General features: G+C 67.4%; 19 protein-coding genes and 1 other RNA gene. 13 read left to right on the top strand and 7 right to left on the bottom strand.

Annotated features, from left to right (window positions below; all coding sequences use genetic code 11):
• Positions 1 to 22 precede the first annotated feature (22 nt).
• Positions 23 to 1,279 (bottom strand): hypothetical protein, encoded by a 1,257-nt coding sequence (locus DI605_RS09910; RefSeq protein WP_293972741.1) that lies wholly within the window; start codon positions 1,277 to 1,279, stop codon positions 23 to 25.
• Between the two features lie 360 nt (positions 1,280 to 1,639).
• Between DI605_RS09910 and gyrA the strand changes: the two genes are divergently transcribed.
• From gyrA to DI605_RS09890, 4 genes are all read left to right on the top strand, one after another.
• A complete protein-coding gene (gene gyrA / locus DI605_RS09905) occupies positions 1,640 to 4,426 on the top strand; it encodes a DNA gyrase subunit A (protein ID WP_293972738.1) in 2,787 nt (928 codons plus the stop codon).
• 30 nt (positions 4,427 to 4,456) lie between these two features.
• Positions 4,457 to 4,960: a hypothetical protein gene (locus DI605_RS09900; protein WP_293972736.1), complete on the top strand. Its 504-nt coding sequence runs from the start codon at positions 4,457 to 4,459 to the stop codon at positions 4,958 to 4,960.
• 5 nt (positions 4,961 to 4,965) lie between these two features.
• A complete protein-coding gene (locus DI605_RS09895; RefSeq protein ID WP_293972734.1) occupies positions 4,966 to 5,316 on the top strand; it encodes a DUF952 domain-containing protein in 351 nt (116 codons plus the stop codon).
• A gap of 153 nt (positions 5,317 to 5,469) precedes the next feature.
• Positions 5,470 to 6,204, top strand: coding sequence for a hypothetical protein (locus tag DI605_RS09890; RefSeq protein ID WP_293972731.1), 735 nt, complete (start codon positions 5,470 to 5,472; stop codon positions 6,202 to 6,204).
• A gap of 164 nt (positions 6,205 to 6,368) precedes the next feature.
• Here the strand turns inward: DI605_RS09890 and ssrA are convergent.
• Both ssrA and mscL read right to left on the bottom strand, forming a co-directional pair.
• Positions 6,369 to 6,724: a transfer-messenger RNA gene (gene ssrA, locus DI605_RS09885) on the bottom strand.
• Positions 6,725 to 6,747: 23 nt separating this feature from the next.
• On the bottom strand, positions 6,748 to 7,200 hold the full coding sequence (gene mscL, locus DI605_RS09880) for a large conductance mechanosensitive channel protein MscL (protein ID WP_293972728.1): 453 nt from the start codon (positions 7,198 to 7,200) through the stop codon (positions 6,748 to 6,750).
• A gap of 148 nt (positions 7,201 to 7,348) precedes the next feature.
• On the opposite strand from mscL, the gene DI605_RS09875 reads away from it, so the two are divergent.
• From DI605_RS09875 to DI605_RS09860, 4 genes are all read left to right on the top strand, one after another.
• A complete protein-coding gene (locus DI605_RS09875) occupies positions 7,349 to 7,939 on the top strand; it encodes a LemA family protein (protein WP_293972725.1) in 591 nt (196 codons plus the stop codon).
• Between the two features lie 100 nt (positions 7,940 to 8,039).
• The gene (locus tag DI605_RS09870) at positions 8,040 to 8,945 is read left to right on the top strand and encodes a TPM domain-containing protein (protein WP_293973386.1); all 906 of its coding nucleotides are present in this window, start codon (positions 8,040 to 8,042) and stop codon (positions 8,943 to 8,945) included.
• Positions 8,945 to 9,613: a hypothetical protein gene (locus DI605_RS09865; protein ID WP_293972722.1), complete on the top strand. Its 669-nt coding sequence runs from the start codon at positions 8,945 to 8,947 to the stop codon at positions 9,611 to 9,613. Before DI605_RS09870 ends, DI605_RS09865 begins: the two co-directional genes overlap by 1 nt.
• A gap of 61 nt (positions 9,614 to 9,674) precedes the next feature.
• Positions 9,675 to 10,205, top strand: coding sequence for an NUDIX hydrolase (locus DI605_RS09860; RefSeq protein WP_293972720.1), 531 nt, complete (start codon positions 9,675 to 9,677; stop codon positions 10,203 to 10,205).
• Positions 10,206 to 10,260: 55 nt separating this feature from the next.
• On the opposite strand, the gene DI605_RS09855 is transcribed toward DI605_RS09860, so the two are convergent.
• Both DI605_RS09855 and DI605_RS09850 read right to left on the bottom strand, forming a co-directional pair.
• Entirely contained in the window at positions 10,261 to 10,761 is a 501-nt protein-coding gene (locus DI605_RS09855) for a GAF domain-containing protein (protein ID WP_293972717.1), read from the bottom strand.
• A 135-nt stretch (positions 10,762 to 10,896) separates the two neighbouring features.
• A complete protein-coding gene (locus DI605_RS09850; RefSeq protein WP_293972714.1) occupies positions 10,897 to 11,181 on the bottom strand; it encodes a chorismate mutase in 285 nt (94 codons plus the stop codon).
• A gap of 97 nt (positions 11,182 to 11,278) precedes the next feature.
• On the opposite strand from DI605_RS09850, the gene DI605_RS09845 reads away from it, so the two are divergent.
• Complete coding sequence (locus DI605_RS09845; protein ID WP_293972711.1) at positions 11,279 to 12,289, top strand: polyprenyl synthetase family protein; 1,011 nt, start codon at positions 11,279 to 11,281, stop codon at positions 12,287 to 12,289.
• 17 nt (positions 12,290 to 12,306) lie between these two features.
• On the top strand, positions 12,307 to 13,125 hold the full coding sequence (locus tag DI605_RS09840; protein ID WP_293972708.1) for a bifunctional 2-polyprenyl-6-hydroxyphenol methylase/3-demethylubiquinol 3-O-methyltransferase UbiG: 819 nt from the start codon (positions 12,307 to 12,309) through the stop codon (positions 13,123 to 13,125).
• Positions 13,126 to 13,252: 127 nt separating this feature from the next.
• Here DI605_RS09840 and DI605_RS09835 read toward each other — a convergent pair whose 3' ends face one another.
• Together DI605_RS09835 and DI605_RS09830 are read right to left on the bottom strand one after the other, a co-directional pair.
• Positions 13,253 to 13,831: a thymidine kinase gene (locus DI605_RS09835; protein WP_293972705.1), complete on the bottom strand. Its 579-nt coding sequence runs from the start codon at positions 13,829 to 13,831 to the stop codon at positions 13,253 to 13,255.
• 4 nt (positions 13,832 to 13,835) lie between these two features.
• Positions 13,836 to 15,701 (bottom strand): DUF885 family protein, encoded by a 1,866-nt coding sequence (locus tag DI605_RS09830; RefSeq protein ID WP_293972703.1) that lies wholly within the window; start codon positions 15,699 to 15,701, stop codon positions 13,836 to 13,838.
• A gap of 125 nt (positions 15,702 to 15,826) precedes the next feature.
• Here DI605_RS09830 and hrpB point away from each other — a divergent pair, with 125 nt between their 5' ends.
• The 3 genes from hrpB to DI605_RS09815 all read left to right on the top strand — a co-directional run bounded on the left by hrpB (position 15,827) and on the right by DI605_RS09815 (position 21,474).
• Positions 15,827 to 18,283, top strand: coding sequence for an ATP-dependent helicase HrpB (gene hrpB, locus DI605_RS09825; RefSeq protein WP_293972700.1), 2,457 nt, complete (start codon positions 15,827 to 15,829; stop codon positions 18,281 to 18,283).
• 32 nt (positions 18,284 to 18,315) lie between these two features.
• Entirely contained in the window at positions 18,316 to 18,615 is a 300-nt protein-coding gene (locus DI605_RS09820; protein WP_293972697.1) for an NADH dehydrogenase ubiquinone Fe-S protein 4, read from the top strand.
• Between the two features lie 201 nt (positions 18,616 to 18,816).
• Positions 18,817 to 21,474, top strand: coding sequence for a M1 family metallopeptidase (locus tag DI605_RS09815; RefSeq protein ID WP_293972694.1), 2,658 nt, complete (start codon positions 18,817 to 18,819; stop codon positions 21,472 to 21,474).
• The last annotated feature ends 66 nt before the right edge of the window (positions 21,475 to 21,540 follow it).

The raw sequence follows: 21,540 nt of genomic DNA, 5'->3' as shown, positions 1-21,540 counted from the left end.
GATCCAGCGATCGTGCCGGCGATCAGGCCGACGGCGGATGATCGACGTAGACCGTCCACAGATCGGCCAGCGCCTTGCGCGGGCCGGTGACAGCGGCGAAGGCAGCCTTGGCGCCGGGCACGTCGCCCGATTTTGCGAGCGCCATGCCGAGGCGGATGTTCACGACATTCGCGTCCACCCCGCCCTTCTGCAGCGCGAGCTTGTACATTTCGACGGCCTTGGGCCATTCGCCATAGCCGAGGAAGGCATCGCCGGTATTCTGCGCGACCTTGCCGTTCGCGGCGGCGGCGGCGGACTTGCCGGCGCCGGCCAGCGAAGCCTTGTCGGCCGGCACCTTGGCGGTGACGATACCCTTGATCTCGGCGGCATTCTTGCCGGCCGGGTTCACCTGACCAGCGGACGTGCCGGCCGCGAGCACGGCGGCCGCCTCGCCCGGATAGCGAAGATAGGTGGCGAGCACATAATCCATGTAATCGCGCTCGCCCTTCATCCCGCCCGTGGAATAAAGGAGGCGATAGAGATCCAGTTCCGTATCCGGATCGAGCTTCGAACTGTCGCGATAGATGATGAGCGCATCACGCCAGTTGCTCTTCGTCGGATAGGCCGAGACCCACTTCTTCGCGAGATCCGCAGTGATGCCGTTGATCGCCGCCTTGTCCGGGCCGGGCTTCGCGCCATAACCGATCGCGATGCCGCGCTGATACCAGGCTTCGGGAGCCGCCTGCCCCGCCGCCTGCTGCTTGTCGATCGTGGCCGTCAGCGCCTGGAGCGCGATCAGATCCTTGCCCTGTTCATGCTGGGACGAAACGAGGACCGGGATCAGATCCGGATCGGTGCTGCCCGCGGCCTGCGCGGCGGTAAGCGCCTGCTCCGCCGTGGCATAATCCTTCGCCTGATAGGCGATCTTGCCCTTCACCATCTGCAACTGGGCGACCATTTCGGGCGGCGCCTTGCCGCTGTCGATCATCATGTTCACCGCCTTGGGGAACAGATCCTGCTGCTGCCCCTTCTGCGCGACCTGCAGATAGAGCTGGCCCATGATATATTTATCGTCGGCCGTCTTGATCTCCGGCTCGGCGGCATCCAGCGCTGTCTTGGCGCCGGGGAAATCATTCTTGGCGATCGCGCCCTGCGCGGCGACCGCCGCCGTGCGAACCTTGGGAGAAAGCTCCATCGGAGCCGGCTTGGCCTCCTTTTCCTTCGCGAAGGCGGGCGCGGCCACCGTTACCGCGCCGAACGCCAGCGCGAGACCGAGCGCGGTGGTGGAAAGCATCTTCATCTGGCTTCATCTCCTCTTGGCGTCGCTTGGCCGAGTAAGTGCGTCGCGTCGTTAACCCCGGCGGACGGCGCCGACAAGCATGCAAGCTGGCTCCGCACGGCTGAACGCCCTTTGAACCCGCTCAGGACATATTTTGTTTCGGAATGGGGAGCGAAGGCGCCTCGCGGCGCCCGCCCGGCGCTTCGTTCACGACGCGCCGTCCGGGAAGCCCTGCGCGAGACGGGACGGATCCGCTCCCGCGGCGCATGAGCCTCGCGCACACGCGCCTGCGCGGGCTGGCCTAAGCGCGATCCTGTCGCTAAACGGTCATCACGGGCCGGCCGAACGGCCCCTCCCCCCGCAACCAAAACGGAAACATCCTTGGCCACCATCCCGCCGCCGCCCGAGGGCAGCGACATCTCGCCCATCAACATCGTCGACGAGATGAAGTCGAGCTATCTCGACTATGCGATGTCGGTGATCGTCGCGCGCGCGCTGCCTGACGTGCGCGACGGCCTGAAGCCCGTCCACCGCCGCATTCTCTATGCGAGCCAGGAGGGCGGTTTCGTCCCCGGCCGCGCCTATCGCAAGTCGGCCAAGATCGTCGGCGACGTGATGGGCAATTATCACCCGCACGGCGACAGCTCCATCTACATGGCGCTCGCCCGCATGGCCCAGGATTGGGCGATGCGCGTGCCGCTGATCGATGGCCAGGGCAATTTCGGATCGATGGACCCGGATATGCCGGCGTCCATGCGCTACACCGAGGCGCGCCTTTCCAAGGCGGCGATGTCCCTGCTGGAGGATATCGAGAAGGACACGGTCGATTTCGGCCCGAACTATGATGGCTCGCGCGAGGAGCCGCTGGTTCTGCCGGCGCGCTTCCCCAATCTGCTGGTCAATGGTGCCGGCGGTATCGCCGTCGGCATGGCGACCAACATCCCGCCGCATAATCTTGGCGAGGTGATCGCGGCCTGCAAGGCGTATATCGATCGCATGCTTTCCGGCGGCGATCCGCTGACGATCGAAGAATTGATGGAGATCGTGCCGGGGCCGGATTTCCCGACCGGCGGCCTGATCCTGGGCAAGGGCGGCGTGCGCAACGCCTATACGGCCGGGCGCGGATCGATCGTGATGCGCTCGCGCCACGAGATCGAGACCAAGCGCGGCGACCGCACATCGATCGTGCTGACCGAAATCCCCTATCAGGTCGGCAAGGCCGGGCTGGTCGAGGGCATTGCGGAGGCCGCCAAGGACAAGCGGATCGAGGGCATCAGCGACATTCGCGACGAATCGAACCGGTTCGGCGTGCGCATCGTGATCGACCTGAAGCGCGACGCGACGCCCGAAGTGGTGCTGAACCAGCTGTGGCGCCACACGCAGGCGCAGACGAGCTTCCCCGCCAACATGCTTGCCCTGCGCGGCGGCCGGCCCGAGACGCTCTCGCTCTTCGACATCATCGAGGCGTTCGTGGGCTTCCGCGAGGAGGTCATCACCCGCCGCTCCAAGTTCGAGCTGCTGAAGGCGCGCGAGCGGGCGCATGTGTTGCTCGGCCTCGTCGTGGCGGTGACCAACCTCGACGAAGTGGTGCGCATCATCCGGGGCAGCGCCTCGCCCGCCGAGGCACGCGCATCCCTGCTGGCGCGCGAATGGCCCATCGCCGAAATCGCCCCGTACATCCGCCTCGTCGAGGCGGTGGAGGAAGAGGTTTCGGGCGAAACCTATCGCCTGTCCGAAATCCAGGTGCGCGCGATCCTCGACCTGCGCCTGCATCGCCTGACGGCTTTGGGCCGCGACGAGATTGGCGGCGAGCTCCAGCAGCTCGCCACCTCGATCGGCGAACTGCTGGAGATCCTCGGCAATCGCGCCAAGCTCTACGAGATCATGGTCGAGGAATTCGACGCGATCCTCGCCGCCTTCGCCACGCCCCGCAAGACCGAGATCGCGCCCGCCGGCGACGATATCGACGACGAGGATTTGATCGAGCGCGAGGACATGGTCGTGACCGTGACGCTCGGCGGATATATCAAGCGCACCAACCTCGATGCCTTTCGCACGCAGGCGCGCGGCGGCAAGGGCCGTTCCGGCATGGCGACCAAGGACGAGGACGCCGTCACCAAGCTGTTCGTCACCTCGACGCACACGCCCGTCCTGTTCTTCTCCACGGCCGGCAAGGTCTATCGCATGAAGGTGTGGAAGCTGCCGGAGGGTGCCCCGCAGGCGCGCGGCCGGCCGATGGTGAACCTGCTGCCGCTGGCACCGGGCGAAACCATCTCCACCGTGCTCCCCCTGCCCGAGGACGAGGCGGAATGGGGCAAGCTCCACATCCTCTTCGCCACGGCGAAGGGCCTGGTGCGGCGCAATTCGATGGATGCATTCACCAACATCCGCTCGGCCGGCAAGATCGCGATGCGTTTCGGCACGGACGAGGAGAGCGAGGATGCGAGCGATCACCTGATCGGCGTGACCCTGCTCACCGAAGAGGATGACGTGCTGCTCGCCACGCGCAACGGCAAGGCGATCCGCTTCGCCGCGACGGACGTGCGCGAATTCCAGAGCCGCACCGCATCCGGCGTGCGCGGCGCGAAGCTGCTCGGCACGGACGAGGTGATCTCGCTTTCGATCCTGAGAGGATCGGACGCCGACACGGAGGAGCGCGAAGCCTATCTGCGCGCGGCGCCGTGGAAGGAAAACGAGGCAGAACCCACGCTGAGCCCCGAGCGGATGGCGCAGCTCGCCGAAGCCGAGGAATTCGTGATGACGGTCTGCGCCAACGGCTATGGCAAGCGTTCCTCCGCTTATGAATATCGCCGGATCGGGCGCGGCGGCCAGGGCATCACCAACATCGACAATCTGGAGCGCAACGGCCCGGTCGTGGCCAGCTTCCCCGCGCACAAGGGCGAGCAGTTGATGCTCGTGACCGATCAGGCCAAGCTGATCCGCATGTCCGTGGGCGATACGCGCGTGATCGGGCGCGGATCGGCGGGCGTGCGCCTGTTCCATGTGGCCGACGACGAACATGTCGTCGCCGCCGCCCGGATCGAGGAGGCCGAGGAAGAAGCCGACGCGGATGTGCGCGAGGAAGGCGATGTCACGGCGCCCGCGACCGATCCGGTGCCCGATGCGGATACGGGCGACGATCTCGCCGATGGCGGCGAAGGCGAATAGGGCCGTGGTGGCGGCGGCGCGGGGCTTGCGATGATGTTCGCTCCCGGATCCGTCGCCTCCGGCTTCGCCTGCGTCGGCGCTTGCCTGATCGAGGCCATGTCGCCGGAGCGGCGCACCGTGGTGGAGCGCCAGATCCAGACGGAGGGCCCCGCCCGCGCCGTGGCCGATCTCTCCGCCGACGGGACCGGCCGGGGCAGCCGCTGGGACATATTGATGATCGCGATCGAGAGCGGGGACGCGGGCTGGCTGCGCGTTGCCGCGTCACTCCGCCCCGGCGCGAACGGGCCGGCCGGGGATTCCCTGCTCGGCGCGCTTTCCACCGCGCTGCGCCGCAACGCCCCCGGCGTGCTCGGTATGATGGGCCCGGCCATCCGGGCGGAGGATATCTGCTACCAGCGGATCGATACGCGGCCGATCGACGACAAGGTATTCGAGGTCCATACGCGCAATGCGCTGGCGGTGATCGATGATCCGAAGCTGGCGCGCGCCCGCGATGCCTGTCTCGCGGTGCTGGACAGGCACAGCAAGGAATGACGACCATGGCCGATCCGATCGCCTACAAGGTGCTGACCAGCGCGCAGATGGACACGCTGGAGCATGAGGGCAGCTTCGCCGGCGCACCGATCGATCTGGCGGACGGCTATATCCACCTTTCCACGGCAGCCCAGCTGACAGAAACGGTCGACAAGCATTTTGCGGGGCAGGATGGGCTGCACGTTGCCGCCGTCGATCTCGAGGCGCTGGGCGATGCGATCCGCTGGGAGGAATCGCGGGGAGGCCAGCTTTTTCCGCACCTTTACGGCCAGCCGCTGAGCCTGGAGGTGGTGATCGCCTATGGCCCGCTGGAGCGGCACACAGATGGCATGGTGGCGCTGCCCGTCGCGGGCTGAACCAGCCGCCCCGCCCCCGAACGGGCGCGGGACCGGCATCGACTTCTGCAAAATTCGAAAGCCGACACGCCTGCCCCCGCTCCGCGTGCGGGAATCCCCGCGCCGCCCCGTCATGGAATCGGGGCGGAGGGGCAACCCGCAGGGGGGTCGCGGATGGATTGGAAGAAGCCGGGGGGCTTTGCGCTTCTCATCCTGATCGCAAGCGGTGCGCGGGCCGAGGGGGCGGCTGGCCGCGCGCAACAACCGCTGCTTCCGCCCCGATACCCCCGCATCGCCCTGCCCGCCGATTTCCGGCAGATCCCGAAGCAGAACCCCTATGCCCTCGAACGATCCCAGCATCTGGCGATCGACAGCGGCTTCGGCGAGCTGACGCTGGACGCGAGCCACGCGCGGACCGGCATCGGGCGCAGCCGCAATCTCATCCGGGTGCAGCAGGCCGCATCGCGCTGGCGGATGGACGTCGCCTATCTGATGCGCCCGTTCGATCATGAGGCCGTGCGGATCGGCGCATCCTTCCTTTCCGATCGCCGCAAACCAACCATCCCGCTGGATCGGGCGCGCTGGCTGGGCTCCAGCGCCCGCGCCATCTCCATCGGCTGGCAGCATGACGAACGCTTCCTGATCGACGGCGGCTGGTTCGAAAATCGATCGGTTTCGGGCCGCAGCCCGATCGACCGGGCGATCACGATCGCATCCGGCGCGTCGATCGCCGAACGCGGGCCGCGACTGAAAGCGGAATTCACGCCGGGCGGCAGGGCCGGTGGCATGACCTTCGGCGTCGAGACGGGGGCGATGACGATCGATGCGAATGACCAGCGCGCGCTGGATATGCGGCAGCGCCGGGATCTGCGCGCGACGATGTCGCTGCGGCTGGCCTTCGCGCGCTGAAAGCCCTTTCGGGGATCAGCCCAAGCCATTCGCGCACCGACGCGCTCCCCCAGCTCCGCAGGCAGGATATCCCAAATGGAATGCCCGGTGCGGGCATGGGCGGAGCCCGGATCGAAAAAGGGAAAGTCCGGGGGGTTCTGTTGCTCGGCCCCCCCGGCGGCCGCCGGAATCCGCTTCTGTTGCCCGGTGCGGCCCGAACCGCGTTCAAGCCTTGTAATCTAAGCCGTTAGGCCTTGATTACGCGGCAATCGCGAGCGCCTCGTTGTCGTTGGCACTTGTGGTTTTGAGCCTTTAACGGGTTACTCAGCCCGGGCGAAAATACGCATCCCGCAAACACGTCGATCCTAGTTCGGCCCCTTCAGAGCCGGCCTTCTCCCAGGAGGGACAAGGCCGGTTTTGGTGGAGCCGCCGGGTACCGCCCCCGGGTCCGCTGCTTCGAAACGTCGCACCATTTATCGCCATAGCCGGGGCGAACCCCGGCCCGGCCGATATAGGCAGGCGGCTCGCCAATGTGAAGGGCGGCGCGGGGCCGCCCCTCTGCGATCAGTTCGCGCGGCTTTTCAGTTCGTCGCGGATTTCGCGGAGCAGTTCCACTTCGGGGCTGTCCGGCGCGGGCGCGGCGGCTTCCAGCGCCTTTTCACGCTCCACCGCTGCCATCGCCTTGTTCACGGTCCGCAGCAGGAGGAAGATGATGAAGGCGACGATGAGGAAATTGACGATCTGCGTCACGAATTCGCCATAGCCGAGCAGGGGCACGCCCGCTTTCTTCAGATCGGCATAGCTGGCCAGCGATCCCTTATAATCGGCCGGGATCGGCCCCAGCGTGAGGAAATAGCCCGAAAAATCGAGTCCGCCGAATATCTTGCCGATGATCGGCATGATAATATCGTCGGTCAGGCTGGTCACGATCTTGCCGAAGGCAGCACCGATGATGACCGCGACGGCAAGATCCATCACGTTGCCGCGATTGATGAATGCCTTGAACTCCTTAAACATCGAAACTCCTTCCGGCCGTTCCCGTCCCCCCATCTCTTCTCCGCGCTCCCGCGCGCGGGATCAACCCCGGCTAACGCTTCGATCTTGATTGCCGCCCGTGTGCTACCCAAGTAAGACGGCGCAACCTAAACAATCCCTTCGAGGACCCATGATGTCGCTTTCCACCAAGACCCGTCTGGCTTTCGCAGCACCGATCGCCGCGCTCGCGCTGGCCGGCTGCGGCATCAACACCATCCCCACCGCCGAGGAAAATGCCAAGGCGAAGTGGGCGGATGTGCAGAACGAATATCAGCGCCGCGCCGATCTGGTGCCCAATCTCGTGGCGACGGTGAAGGCCGCCGGCGCACAGGAGAAAAGCATCCTCGTCGAGGTGACGCAGGCGCGCGCCGCGGCGAATACGGTGCGCGTTTCCGCCAACGACCTGACCGATCCGGCCAAGCTGGCCCAGTTCGATCGCGCGCAGAGCACGCTGGGCCTTTCGCTTCAGAAGATGCAGGAAGCCTATCCGGAACTGCAAAGCCAGGCCGGCTACCAGACGCTGCAAAGCCAGCTGGAAGGCACGGAGAATCGCATCACCATCGCCCGGCGCGATTATAATCAGGCGGTACAGGCCTATAACACCCGCATCCGCACCTTCCCTGACGCGGTGGGCGCCAAGATCTTCTACGGCGCCAAGCCGATGGCGACCTTCCAGGCGACCAGCGCGGGCGCGGAGGAAGCCCCGAAGGTGAATTTCTAAGGGCGATCGGGTGACCCCCCTCCCCCCGTATCCCGGCGGCGGCCGGGGTTCAGGGCCGCAGGCGTTGCGCCCGAAGCTCCGCATTCCGACCTTCGCCGGAGTGGGGCTGGCCGCCATCCTCGCCCTGCTCGCACTCGCCCTGACGATACTTGTTCCGTCGGCCGGCATCGCCCAGACCTTCCCCAAGTTGACGGGGTTGGTAGTGGACGATGCCCACGTGATTCCCGACGATCGCAAGGCCGCGCTGGAAGCGAAACTGGAGGCCTTTCAGCAGCAGACGCAGCGCCAGTTGGTGATCGCCACCATTCCCGACCTTCAGGGCTATGCGATCGAGGATTATGGCTATCGGCTCGGCCGGAGCTGGCGCGTGGGCCTGAAGGATGCCGACAATGGCGTGATCCTGATCGTCGCGCCCAAGGAGCGGAAGGTTCGCATCGAGGTGGGCCGCCGGCTGGAGCCGGTGATGACCGACGCGCTTTCGAGCATCATCATCCGCAACCGCATCGTGCCCGCCTTCAAGAATGACGACATGGCCGGCGGGATCGAGGCCGGCACGGATGCGATCATCGCCCAATTGAGCGCGCCGGACGATCAGGCCAGGGCGGAGGCCGCCAAGGCCGCGAAGCAATTCGATCAGGCGCACAGGCGATCGTCCAGCGGCGGGGGCGTGCCCTTCGGCCTGATCTTCTGGGGCTTCGTGGTGATCTTCGTGATCCTCGCGATGCGGCGGGGCCGTGGCGGCAGCGCCAACCGGGCCGCCGGACCGTGGGGCCAGCGGCGTTATCGCAGCGGCGACGGCAATGGCTGGATCTGGCTGTGGGCGGCGAGCGAATTGCTGGATCATGCCAGCCGCGGCAACCGATCCTCCGGCAGCAGTTGGGGTGGCAATGACGGCGGCGGCTGGGGTGGCGGTGGCGGCGGATCGGACGGCAGCTGGGGCGGCGGCGGCTTCACCGGTGGCGGTGGCGGCGATTTCGGAGGCGGCGGCGCCTCGGGAGACTGGTGATGAAGCTCACCGAACGCGATTCGCGGCTTGTCGCCGAGGCGATCCGCGCGGCCGAGGCCCGCACCGACGGAGAGGTTGCCGCGATCGTGGCGGCCAGCTCCGACAGCTATCATGATGTGGTGCTGCACTGGTCACTGCTGATCGCGCTGCTGCCGCTCAGCATTGCCGCCGCCTTCCCTTCGCTCGCGCTGCGGGGGCTGGAACTGGTGACGGGCGGATGGGAGGAAGCGCCGGACCTGCGCCTGCTGCTCACGCTGCTGCTCGTGAAGACGGTGGCCCTGTTTCTGATCGCGCGCTGGATCATCGGGCGCCCCGCAATCCGCATGGCGCTGACGCCCGCCGCGACAAAAGCGCGGCGCGTGCGCCGCCGCGCGATCATGCTGTTTCGCACCGGTACCGAACAGCGCACTGCGAGCGCGACCGGCGTGCTGCTCTATCTGAGCCTGGCCGAGCATCGCGCCGAGATCGTGGCTGATGCCGCGATCCACGCGAAGGTGGATCCGGCCCTGTGGGGCGAGGCGATGGCCGTGCTGATCGCGGCCGTGCGCGAGGATCGGCCAGGCGAGGGAATAGCAGCCGCGATCGGCCGGATCGGCGATGTCCTTGCCACCCATTTCCCGCGCGGCGACGATCCCAACGAGCTACCCGACCGGCTGATCGTGCTTTAGCGGTCAGCCGGCACCCCGCCGACGCGGGAGCACGGCCCGGAACAGCGAAAGATCGACCGACATGGACTTTCCCGACAGCGACCAGCCCATCGAGACGATGTGGACCGGCAAGTTCATCGTCACCAGGAAGCAGGGACGCTGGGAATTTGTCGGCCGTGCGCGCGGCATCCATGCGGCGGTGATCCTCGCGATCGATGACGGCCACGTGTTGCTGGTGGATCAGCCGCGCGTGCCACTGGGCGCCCGCTGCCTGGAATTGCCGGCGGGGCTGGTGGGCGACGAGACGGAGGGCGAGGCGATCGAAATCGCCGCCGCGCGCGAACTGGAGGAGGAAACCGGCTATCGCGCCGGGCGGATCGAGGTGATCGGCCGTTTCGCCTCCTCGCCGGGGATGGTCTCCGAAACCTTCACGCTGGTGCGCGCGCACGATCTGCAAAAGATGGGCGCGGGCGGCGGCGTGGACGACGAGGATATCATCGTCCACCGGGTGGCGCTGCCGGAGGTGCCTGCGTTCGTTGCGGCGAGACGCGCAGAGGGCATGTTCATGGATGTGAAGCTGCTCGCCCTGCTGGGACCGGGGCTGCTCGGCTGAGCCGGGCGATGCCAGCGCGCGATCATCGCGCGCGCCCTGCGGCGAAAGGGGCGATTCAGCGCCGAAGCGCTCTTTCGGCCTCATGCGCGAGCAAGGTCAGCTCGATCAGGTTTTCGGGCTCTGGCCGGGCCTTCGTATCGACCACGCAGAGCGCGCCGATCGCATAGCCCATGCGATCGACCAGCGGGATGCCCGCATAGAAGCGCACGCCGGGATCGCCCGTAACCAGCGGGTTCTCGGCGAAACGCGGATCCTGCATCGCATCCGTCACCACGAGCGGCTCGCCCGGGCGATGGATGGTATGCGCACAGAAGGCATGGGATCGCGGTGTTTCCGTCACCTTGATCCCTTCTCGCGCGGCGAACCATTGCCGCTCCTGATCGATGATCGAGATGGCGGCCATCGGCGTGCGGAATATCTTGGCGGCGCGCTCTACAATCCGCTGGAGGTCGCCGGCGCCCCAGCCGCCCAGCACGCCGCTCCGATCGACCGCGCGCTGGCGATCCGCCTCGAAGGAGAGCGCCATATAAGGCTGGCTGTTCACTGCACTGGCCATTCAGCGACGCTAGCACAGTATTCCGATAAAATGTAAGCCGAAACGCTCTAAAATTCCGATGGAAATCCGGCAAATCGCGAGAAATGCGGACTTTACGACTTGTAAACCTGAGAATCCGGCGTTCCGAAGAGCGAATCAGACGCCTTCGCGCACCCGTTCGTGGTGGCGGATCACCTCATCGATGATAAAGCGCAGGAACTTTTCGGAAAAATCGGGATCCAGCTGGGCCGATTTGGCGAGCGTGCGGAGTCGCTCGATCTGGCGCGCCTCGCGGGAGGGATCGGCCGGGGGAAGGCCCGCCTTCGCCTTGTAATGGCCCACCGCCTGCGTGATCTTGAATCGCTCGGCGAGCAGGCAGATCAGCGCGGTATCGATATTGTCTATGCTCTGGCGGTAGGCGTCGAGCTGTGCATCGCTCACGATATTACTCCTCGTTCCGCCGCCTTTTGTGGTCGCGAGGCCCCGAGCGCAAGCACCGGCTGTTGCCTTTGCGCCGCCGCCGCTCCAAGGGCAGCACATGGGACAAGTCACTCCCCTCCGCCGCGCCCAGCCCGCCTCGCTCGATCCGATGATGAAACTCGTCGCGAGCGACATGCACAGCGTGAACTCGGTCATTCTCGAACGCATGCAGTCGGAGGTGCCGCTCATTCCGGAGCTGGCCGGCCACCTGATCGCCGGTGGCGGCAAGCGGATGCGCCCCATGCTGACGCTGGCCTGTGCGCGCCTGCTGGAATATCAGGGCACGCGCCATCACAAGCTGAGTGCCGCTGTGGAGTTCATCCACACCGCCACCTTACTGCATGACGACGTGGTCGATGGATCGAACACGCGGCGCGGACGGCGCACCGCCAATCTGATCTGGGGCAATCCGGCGAGCGTGCTGGTCGGCGATTTCCTGTTCGGCCGCGCCTTCGAACTGATGGTGGAGGATGGATCGCTGCGCGTGCTGCGCATCCTTTCCCACGCTTCCAGCGTGATCGCGGAGGGCGAGGTGAACCAGCTCACCGCCCAGCGGCAGATCACGACGAGCGAGGCGCGCTATCTGGAGATCATCGGCGCGAAAACCGCCGCGCTGTTCGCCGCCGCCTGCCGCATCGCCGCCGTGGTGGCGGAGCGCGACGAACAGGTGGAAGAGGCGCTGGATGCCTATGGCCGCAATCTGGGCATCGCCTTCCAGCTCGTCGACGACGCGATCGACTATGTTTCCGACGGAGCGACGATGGGCAAGGATGCCGGCGACGACTTCCGCGACGGCAAGGTGACCCTGCCGGTGATCCTGGCCCATGCGCGCGGGAGCGACGCGGACCGGAAATTCTGGCGCGAGGCGATGGAGGGTCGCCGCACGAGCGACGAGGATCTCGCTCATGCGATGCGCCTGCTGGCCGAGACCAACGCCATTGCCGACACGCAGGCACGCGCGCGCCATTACGGCCAGCTCGCGATCGATTCGCTGAGCGGGCTCGGCACCGGCACGGCCCGCGCGGCGCTGGTGGAGGCGGTGGAATTCGCGGTGGCGCGCGCTTACTGAACCCGCGCATTTCCGGCATGGCCGCCATTCACGAAGCATCGGGCGAACCGACCCTGGCGGCGCCCGTTTCGCAGGCCTGCACCGCCGCGCAATTCGCCGAGCCCGAATATGCGCGCTGGGCAGACGCGATCCGCGAGCCCGTGCGCACCCACCGCAAGCAATGGGAATTCATCTATATCCTGCGCGTGCTGGAAAGCCGGGGGCTGCTGCGCCCCGGCGTGCGCGCGCTGGGCTTTGGCGTGGGTTTCGATCCTTTGACGGCGGTGCTGGCGGCGCACGGGCTGGAGGTGACCGCGACCGATCTGGCGCCGGACGCGGCGGCTGCGGGCGCCTGGATCGAGACGAGCCAGCATGCGCCCGATCTGGCGGCGCTGAACGGGCGCGGCATCTGCGATCCGCATGTCTTCGCCGCGAACGTGCGCCACGAACATGCCGACATGCGCGCGATCCCGAAGCATTTCCGCGACTATGACGTGGTCTTCTCCTCCTGCGCCTTCGAGCATCTCGGCACGCTGAAGGCCGGCGCCGATTTCGTGATCGCGGCGCTGGATGCGCTGAAACCGGGCGGTCTGGCCGTGCACACGACCGAACATAACCTCAACGACACATGGCGGACGCGACGGCGCGGCGCGACCGTACTCTACCGGCGACGCGATCTGCAACGGATCTTCGCGCGCGCGGAGGAATGCGGCTTCGGCACGACCGTGAACTGGAGCCGGGGCGAAGGCGAGGTGGACCGCCATATCGACCTGCCACCCTACAATGACGATCCCCATGTGAAACTGCTGTTCCGGGGTTATGAAATGACCAGCTTCGGGCTGGTGCTGGAGGGTTAGGCCCTTCTCCCCGGCTCCATTCGCGCCGCGCAAAAGCGGGACGCGGGGCACGGGCTGTCAGTCACGCCCGATCCCTGCCGGTTTTCGACAAGCTCGAACCGGCCCGGGGACGGATCGTGCGCGCGCCCTATCCGCGCATCGCGGCCATGAAGTGCCGGCGGCAGAGAGCGACATAGCGATCATTCCCGCCGATTTCGGTCTGGTCCCCCTCGCGTACCGGCTTGCCCGCGCCATCCACGCGCAGGTTCATCGTCGCCTTGCGACCGCATTCGCACACCGCCTTGATCTCGCTGAGCGTGTCGGCCAGCGCGAGCAGATAGCGGCTGCCCTCGAACAGCTCACCCTGGAAATCGGTGCGCAGGCCATAGGCCAGCACGGGAATATCCAGCTCGTCGCACAGGCCCGCCAGCGCCAGCACCTGGAGCCGCGTCAGGAATTGCGCCTCATCGACGAGGACGCAGGCAAGAGGCGCCTCGCGATGCCGCGCCTCCACGGCGGCGCGCAGATCCGTATCCACCGCGAAGACGGATGCCTCGGCCTCCAGCCCGATGCGCGAGGTGATCGTGCCTGCGCGATAGCGATCGTCGATCGCGGCCGTCCACAGCATCGTCCGCATGCCGCGCTCGCGATAGTTGAAGCTCGCCTGGAGCAGGGTGGTGGATTTGCCCGCATTCATCGACGAATAATAGAAATAGAGCTTGGCCATCGCTTCAGCCGCGCGCCTTCGCGATATAGCCGTCCACCACGCGCTCCAGCAGGGTGAGCGGCACGTTGCCCGATCCCACCAGCACATCATCGAAGCCGCGCAGATCGTAGCGCGCGCCCAGCGCCGCCTTTGCCTTTTCACGCAGGCGGACCATCTCGTTATGGCCCATCTTGTAGCCGCATGCCTGCGCCGGCATCGCGCAATAGCGATTGACCTCGCTCACGAGCTGCGCGCGCGGCATGCCGGTATTGGCCTGGAACCAGTCGACCGCCTGGGCAGGCGTCCAGCGCTTCACATGGATGCCGGTATCGACCACGAGGCGGCAGGCGCGGAAGGCGATCGACTGGAGGAAGCCCAGTTCGCCGAGGGGATCGCCCTCATAGACGCCGAGTTCGCTCGCCAGCTGTTCCGCATAGAGCGCCCAGCCTTCGGAATAGGCGTTGAAGGTGAGATAGGTGCGGATCAGGGGCAGCCGGTTCGCATATTCGCCCTGCCAGACATGGCCCGGTATCCCTTCATGATAGCAGAGGGTGGGCAGCGAATAGCGCGGCCAGATGCGCGTATCCTTCAGATTGATATAATAATTGCCGGGCCGGGTGCCGTCGATCGAGCCGGCCGAGGCATAGCCATTGGGCGCGCCGTCCTGGATCGCGGGCGGCACGCGTTTGATGACGAGATTGCCCTTCACCAGCGTGCCAAAGGCGCGCGGCAGGCGCGTGCGCACGTCCGCGATGCGACCATTCAGGAAGGCGAGCAGCTCGGCGCGGCCCTTGTCGTCATTGGCGAAGAGCTGATCCGGGCGCTTGCCGATCGCATCCAGCCGCTCGCCCACACTGCCCCGCGTCATCCCCTGCTTGCGGAGGATCACGTCCATCCGCGCCTGCAATTCCCTGATCTGCTGCTGGCCGATCGCGTGGATCTCCTCGGGCGTGCGCGTCGTGGTCGTGGCGAAGCGCAGCGCCCAGTCATACCAGGCCGGCCCCTCCCTGAGCTTCCACACCCCGGCATCGGGCGTGGCGGACGGCCGGGCGGCGCCCAGCGCCTCGATCTGCCCGTCCATCGCGGGCAGCACCTTGTCGCGCACGATCGCCGTGGCGCGCGCGCCATAATCACCCGCCAATCCCGCCTTGGCCGCGCGATCCGCGACCGAACGGACCAGCCCCGATTGCTCGATCGGCTGGGCGCGCGCGATGGTGAGCTGGCCCAGCGTGATATCCAGCAGGAAATCGGGCAGGATGATGCCGCGCGCCGCATCGGCGGCGATCCGCGCATTTTCGGCCGTCAGTTCGCCGGCATAGGCCTCGAGCCGGGCGAGATAGGCATCGGCATCGGCCGCCGTCTCGATCACATGGCGGCTGTCGAGAAAATCCGGGACGTCGACGAAAGCGCCGCACAGCTGCGACGTGACATAGGGCGAATTGCGGAAGCTGTTCTGCCCGTTGAGCACGCCCATCTCGCCGAAGGGAAAGGCCCAGCCCCGCACGGCAAGATCGAACGATGTCTGCGCGACATCCAGATCCAGCGCCGTTCCGGGCGAAACGGAGCCGCGATCGATCGCCCGGAGATCCGCAAGCCGGCGCGCGGCCCAGGCGGCGCGCGATTTTTCGGCCGCCATCGATCGATCCGCGAGGCGCGATTTCAGCGCTGCCCCCGCCCCCGTATCGAGGCCATAATAGCTGGCATTGTCTGGATATTGGGCCAGCAGTTCCTGCGCGATCGTGGCGAGCAGGCTTTCGGCCGCCGCATCGCCGCCCGCGCCCTGAGCCCCCGCAGCCCCTGCCCCAGCCGCCTGAGCCCAGGCCGGAAGCGCAGCCAGCGCCGCGATGGCCGCACCCGAGGCCAGAAATTCGCGCCGTGAGAAATCGTGCATCAAATGGCTCCCTTTGCGGTGACGCTAGAACCGGATCGCCGGAGGGGGAAGCCAGGTACGATGGCATGACGGATAAGGAACGGTCACCATTTCAACCGGCCGCCCCTGCGCCTAAAGGCGGGGCGATGGCCGACCTGCCGATCCTGTCCGTGCTGCCCGAATTGCTGGCTGCCCTCGATGCGGCGCCGAATGCCGTGCTCGTCGCGCCGCCGGGCGCCGGCAAGACGACGGCCGTGGCGCCCGCCTTGCTGGATCGCCCCTGGTGCGAGGGGCGTGTGCTGCTGCTGGGGCCGCGCCGCCTTGCCGTGCGCGCGGCGGCCGAGCGGATCGCGGCCAATGCGGGCGAACAGGTGGGCGGGCGGATCGGCTATGCGACACGTCTGGACAGCAGGCAAAGCGAAGCCACGCGGCTGCTGGCAGTGACGCAAGGCATCTTCGTGCAGATGATCCAGAGCGATCCCGAGCTTTCCGGTATCTCCGCCATCTTGTTCGACGAGGTGCACGAACGCATCCTGGACGGCGATTTCGGGCTGGCGCTGGCGCTGGACGCGCAGGAGGCGCTGCGGCCCGATCTGCGCATCGTGGCGATGTCCGCCACGCTGGACGGGGATCGCTTCTCCCGCCTGCTGGGCGATGCGCCGGTGATCGAGAGCGAGGGGCGCAGCTTTCCGATCGATCATGTCTATCCCGGCAGATCGGGCGGGCGGATCGAGGACGATATGGCGGCCGCGATCCGCCGCGCTTTGGCCGAAGGCGAAGGCGGCATCCTCGCCTTCCTGCCCGGCGTGGCAGAGATACGGCGCACGGCCGAGCGGCTGGAGGGATTGCCCGGCGATGTGGCGCTCCACCTGCTTTCGGGCAGTGCCGAGCCACAGGCGCAGCGCGCCGCGATCCAGCCCGAGGGCGACGGGCGGCGCAAGATCGTGCTCTCCACCGCGATCGCCGAGACCAGCCTGACGATCGACGGCGTGCGGATCGTGGTGGATTGCGGCCTCGCCCGCCGGCCGCGCTACGATCGGGCGGCGGGGCTGACCCGGCTCGTGACCGAGCGCGTGAGTCAGGCCGCCGCGACGCAGCGCGCCGGGCGCGCCGGGCGACAGGGGCCGGGCACCGTCTATCGATTGTGGGAGCAGGCGGCGATGGCGGGCTTTCCCCCGCACGATCCGCCCGAGATGCTGGAGGCGGATCTTTCCGGCCTGATGCTGGCCTGCGCGCTGTGGGGCGTGACCGATCCAGCCAGCCTGCGCTGGATCGATCCGCCCTCCGCCCCCGCCATCGCCGAAGCCCGCCTGCGGCTCACCGCCTTCGGGCTGATCGACGCGGACGGGCGGCCGACCGCGCATAGCAGGCAGGTCGCCGCGCTGCCGGTGGGGCCGCGGCTCGGCCACATGCTGGTGCGCGCGGGCGAACAGGGCATGGAGGGCATCGCGGCCGAGGCGGCGGTGCTGCTCTCCGAACAGGGGCTGGGCGGCACCGATCCGGATCTGGAGGTACGGCTGCGGCGCTGGCGGAGCGAGCGCGGCCAGCGGGCGGAAGGTGCGCGCAAGCTTGCCCAACGCTGGGCGCGACTCGCATCCTCGTCCGCGCGGGATGCCGGCCCGGCCGCACGGGACGCCGGGGGATCGGCGGACGATCTGGGCGCCTGCATCGCTCTGGCCTTTCCCGATCGTGTTTCGCGGCGGCGCGGCGGCGACGGGGCGGACTGGCTTTCGGCCGGCGGGCGCGGCTTCCGGCTGGACACCGCTTCGTCGCTCGCCCGCGCCGAGTGGCTCGCCGTGGCGGAGACGCAGGGGTCGGCATCGGGCGCGCGCATCCTTTCCGCAGCCCCGATCGAACCAAAAGCGATCGAGGCCCTGTTCGCCGACCGGATCGAGACGAAGCGTGAAGTGCGATTCGATCGCGCGGCGGGCGGGATCGTTGCGACCCGCGAAAGGCGGCTCGGCGCAGCGCGGCTTTCGGGCGGGCCGGATCCGGAGCCCGATCCGGAGGCGATCCGGGCGGCGCTGGTGGCGGGCGTGCGCGATCACGGAATCGATCTGCTGCCCTGGCCCGCATCGGCCACGGCGCTCCGCCAGCGCGCCGCCTATGCGGGGGCGGCGGTGGACCTTTCGGATGCGGCGCTGATCGCGCGGATCGACGAATGGCTGCCCTCCTTTGTTTCCGGCCGGCGAAAATTGGCGGACGTGGCGGCCTCCGCCCTCTTCGAGGCGCTGGAGACCCTGCTGGGCTGGGATGGCAAGCGCGCGCTGGATGCGGCGGCGCCCGGCCATTTCACCTCGCCGCTCGGCAACCGCCATGCGATCGATTATGCGGCGGACGGCGGCCCCGCGGTGGAATTGCGCGTGCAGGAACTGTTCGGACTCGCCCGCCATCCGATGGTGGGCACGACGCCCCTCACCCTGCGCCTCACCTCGCCCGCCGGCCGGCCGATCCAGACCACCAGGGACCTGCCCGGCTTCTGGGCGGGCAGCTGGGCGGCTGTGGCGAAGGAGATGCGCGGCCGCTATCCGCGCCACCCCTGGCCCGACGATCCGGCCGGCGCCGCGCCCACTTTGCGCACGAAGCGTGCTTCCGGCTCTTGACGAGGCCGGTGATGACGATAGGGATTTCCTCCATGATCCAGGCCCGTATCCACCCGCGCGCGAAGAGCAGCATGCAATCCGGTCGCTTCCGTGAAGGCGCCTGGATCCTGGAATATGAGCCTGCCGAGGCGAAGCTTCCCGATCCGCTGACGGGCTGGGCCGGATCGGGCGACACGCGCGATCAGGTGCGCCTGGGCTTCCCGACGCTGGAGGCGGCTAGGGACTATGCCGATCGCAACGGTCTTGCCTATCATGTCAGCGCCGCCGCAAGCGGCCGGACGCTGAAGATCCAGGCCTATGCCGACAATTTCAAGGGCCCCGACATCGCCTGACGGGCGAATGCGCTTCCATCTCGCCCGTCCGCACGGGCGGACATAACCGAGCCGCATATCACGCAGCCCCCGCCAGTCCCTGCCGTATCACGGCACAGGCCGGCTTTCTGGAGGCGTGTCATGCCGTTTTCCTCCGTTCGAGGTTGCGGCTCCCCGCAAGGGATGTATTATCCCTGCAATACACTTCGCCGGAGATCTCTGTTGCGCGCCTTCCTGCTCGCCACCCTCGCCTTCGCGTCCCCGCTCGCCATCGCGACGGCGGCAGCCCCGCCCGCGCCGACGGCGATCGTCGCCGATCCGCAGGCGCCGAAGGGCAAGCTGCCCGATCAGGCGAGCCCGACCGCCTATCGCCTCGATCTGACGATCATTCCCGATCGGCCACGCTTTTCGGGCCATGTGGAGATCGACACGATCGTGAAGGCGGAAACCAGCCGCCTCTATCTGCACGGGCGCGACCTGAGGATGGCGAAGGCCGTCGCGATCGTGGGCGGCCGGAAAGTGCCGGGCAAATGGGCGCAGGTGGACCAGACCGGCACGGCGCGGCTGGATTTCGCCAGGCCGCTGCCGGCCGGCAAGGTGACGCTGGCCTTCGATTATGATGCCGCCTTCGGCGACAGCCCTTCCAGCCTCTATCATGTGAAGGTGGGGCCGGATTTCTACGCCTGGACGCAATTCGAATCGATCGATGCGCGCGGCACCTTCCCCTCGTTCGACGAGCCCGGCTTCAAGACGCCCTTCACCGTTTCGATCACCACCAAACCCGGCTTCAAGGCGGTGAGCAACGCGCCCGAGACGCAGGTGACGAAGGTTGGCGGGCTGGAGAAGCACCAGTTCCAGCCGACCCTGCCGCTGCCCACCTATCTGGTGGCGATGATGGCAGGCCCGTTCCTGACGGCGGACGGCGCCGCGCCGGCCGAGGGCGCGCGCACGGCGCCGCTGCCGCTGCGCATCATCGGCACCAAGGCACAGGCCGGGAAGCTGGATTATGCGCTGGCCGAAAGCCCGCGCATCGTGGAATTGCTGGAAAAATATTTCGGCCAGCCCTTCCCCTTCCCCAAGCTGGACCAGATCGGATCGCCGGTGATGCCGGGCGCTATGGAGAATGCCGGCGCCGACATCTATGGCGACGACATCCTGCTGCTGGACGGCAACGCCACCACCCGCCGCAAGCAGAATTTCGGCATGGTCGTGGCGCACGAGCTTTCGCACCAGTGGTTCGGCGATCTCGTGACACCGGCCTGGTGGGACGACATCTGGCTGAACGAGAGTTTCGCCAACTGGATGGGCTATCGCATCGGCAATGAATGGCGGCCGGAGCTGAACATCGGCGTGGGAGCGATCGACGAGGCCCTCTCCGCAATGGATACGGATGCGCTGGAAGTGGGCCGCCCGATCCACCAGACGATCAGCGAGAACAGCCAGATCGACAGCGCCTTCGACCAGATCACCTATGGCAAGGGCGGCCAGGTGGTGGCGATGATCGCGGCCTATCTGGGTGACGAGGAATTCCGCGACGGCGTGCGCCTGCATCTGTCGCGCCATCGCTACGGCAATGCCACCTCCGACGAATTCTTCCAGGCGCTGGCCGATGCCGCGCATGACCAGCGCGTGCTGCCCGCGCTCAAGAGCTTTGTCGATCAGCAGGGCGTGCCCGTCGTCGATATCAGGCGGCAGGGTGGCCAGCTGATCGCCAGCCAGTCGCGCTATGCCTTCCTCGGCTCCACGCCTCCGCCGCTGACCTGGACGATTCCGCTGTGCGTGCGCACCGGTACGGCACGCACCTGCTCCCTGCTCGACAAGCCGAGCATGGCTATCGGCCCGGCCGGATCCGGCCCGATCATGCCCAATGCGGGCGGGGCCGGCTATTACCGCTTCACCCTTTCCACGCAGGACTGGGCCGCGCTGATCGCCGCCGGGCCGATGCTACCGGCGGGCGAGGCGCTGGCGGCCGACGACAGCCTGTGGGCAGCGTTCCGCGCGGGCAAGGCGGACATGGCCACGCTGATCGCAGCGGCGCGGACGATGGCGACGGCCAGCGATTCCAACGTCGCGGTGGATGGCGGCTTCCGCCTGAGCGGGCTGCGCGCGACCGGGCTGATCGAGGATGCGGCGCTGCCCGATTATCGCCGGCTGATCGAGGCGATCTACGCGCCGAAGCTGGCCGCGATCGGCTTCGATCCTGCCGCAGGCGCGCACAAGGCCGACGATCCGGACCGGCAGAAGCTGCGCCAGGATCTGGTGCGCCTGCTCGCCCTGCAGGCTAAGGACGATGCGGTGCGCGCCAAGCTGCTCGCCGCGGGGGATGCCTATCTGGCGGGCAATGCGGGCGCGGTAGACCAGGCCTTCCTGGCGCCGGCCCTCGCGCTGACGGTGGAGAAAGGCGGCCTCGCCAGCGCGCGCGCGATGCTGGAAAAGGCGCTGACCAGCGAGGATCCGGTCTTCCGCCCGCGCGCCATCCAGGCGATCGCCACGGCGGGCGATCCCGACATCGCCAAATGGGTCTTCTCGCTGGTCGACAAGCGGCTGCGGCCGACCGAGCGGATCGCGCTCATCAGCGGCCTCGCCGTGACCCGCGACACGCGCGACATGACCGCCGAATGGCTGCTCGCCAATTATGACAAGATCGCCGCAGGCAACGGCATCTTCATCACGAGCCGCCTCCCGCAGGTGCTGGGCACGCAATGCTCGGCCGATCGCGCGCGAGAGATCGAGGCGAAGCTGGGCCCGAAGGTGAAGGCGATGGGCGCCGGCGAACTGGAATTCGCGCGCACCGTGGAGGAGATTCGCCATTGTGGAGACCTGAAGGCCGCCAAGGCCGGCGAGGTTTCGGCCGCGCTGAAGGCCGCTTCCGCCGGCTGAGCGGGCGATCCACCCTCCCGCGCGGCATTCAGGAAGAAATCCGCGCGGGATAAATGGCGGGGAACA

The sequence above is a fragment of the Sphingomonas sp. genome (assembly GCF_003248515.1).
Classification (GTDB): domain Bacteria; phylum Pseudomonadota; class Alphaproteobacteria; order Sphingomonadales; family Sphingomonadaceae; genus Sphingomonas_I.
Note: the sequence above shows the minus strand (reverse complement) of the source record. Positions and strands in the feature narration are given on the sequence as shown.

Bases quoted from the DNA above. Each gene is read 5' to 3' on its own strand.
- DI605_RS09910 (WP_293972741.1), bottom strand. From the start codon at position 1,279: ATGAAGATGCTTTCCACCACCGCGCTCGGTCTCGCGCTGGCGTTCGGC.
- DI605_RS09900 (WP_293972736.1), top strand. From the start codon at position 4,457: ATGATGTTCGCTCCCGGATCCGTCGCCTCCGGCTTCGCCTGCGTCGGC.
- DI605_RS09895 (WP_293972734.1), top strand. From the start codon at position 4,966: ATGGCCGATCCGATCGCCTACAAGGTGCTGACCAGCGCGCAGATGGAC.
- DI605_RS09890 (WP_293972731.1), top strand. From the start codon at position 5,470: ATGGATTGGAAGAAGCCGGGGGGCTTTGCGCTTCTCATCCTGATCGCA.
- mscL (WP_293972728.1), bottom strand. From the start codon at position 7,200: ATGTTTAAGGAGTTCAAGGCATTCATCAATCGCGGCAACGTGATGGAT.
- DI605_RS09875 (WP_293972725.1), top strand. From the start codon at position 7,349: ATGATGTCGCTTTCCACCAAGACCCGTCTGGCTTTCGCAGCACCGATC.
- DI605_RS09865 (WP_293972722.1), top strand. From the start codon at position 8,945: ATGAAGCTCACCGAACGCGATTCGCGGCTTGTCGCCGAGGCGATCCGC.
- DI605_RS09860 (WP_293972720.1), top strand. From the start codon at position 9,675: ATGGACTTTCCCGACAGCGACCAGCCCATCGAGACGATGTGGACCGGC.
- DI605_RS09855 (WP_293972717.1), bottom strand. From the start codon at position 10,761: ATGGCCAGTGCAGTGAACAGCCAGCCTTATATGGCGCTCTCCTTCGAG.
- DI605_RS09845 (WP_293972711.1), top strand. From the start codon at position 11,279: ATGGGACAAGTCACTCCCCTCCGCCGCGCCCAGCCCGCCTCGCTCGAT.
- DI605_RS09840 (WP_293972708.1), top strand. From the start codon at position 12,307: ATGGCCGCCATTCACGAAGCATCGGGCGAACCGACCCTGGCGGCGCCC.
- DI605_RS09835 (WP_293972705.1), bottom strand. From the start codon at position 13,831: ATGGCCAAGCTCTATTTCTATTATTCGTCGATGAATGCGGGCAAATCC.
- DI605_RS09830 (WP_293972703.1), bottom strand. From the start codon at position 15,701: ATGCACGATTTCTCACGGCGCGAATTTCTGGCCTCGGGTGCGGCCATC.
- hrpB (WP_293972700.1), top strand. From the start codon at position 15,827: ATGGCCGACCTGCCGATCCTGTCCGTGCTGCCCGAATTGCTGGCTGCC.
- DI605_RS09820 (WP_293972697.1), top strand. From the start codon at position 18,316: ATGATCCAGGCCCGTATCCACCCGCGCGCGAAGAGCAGCATGCAATCC.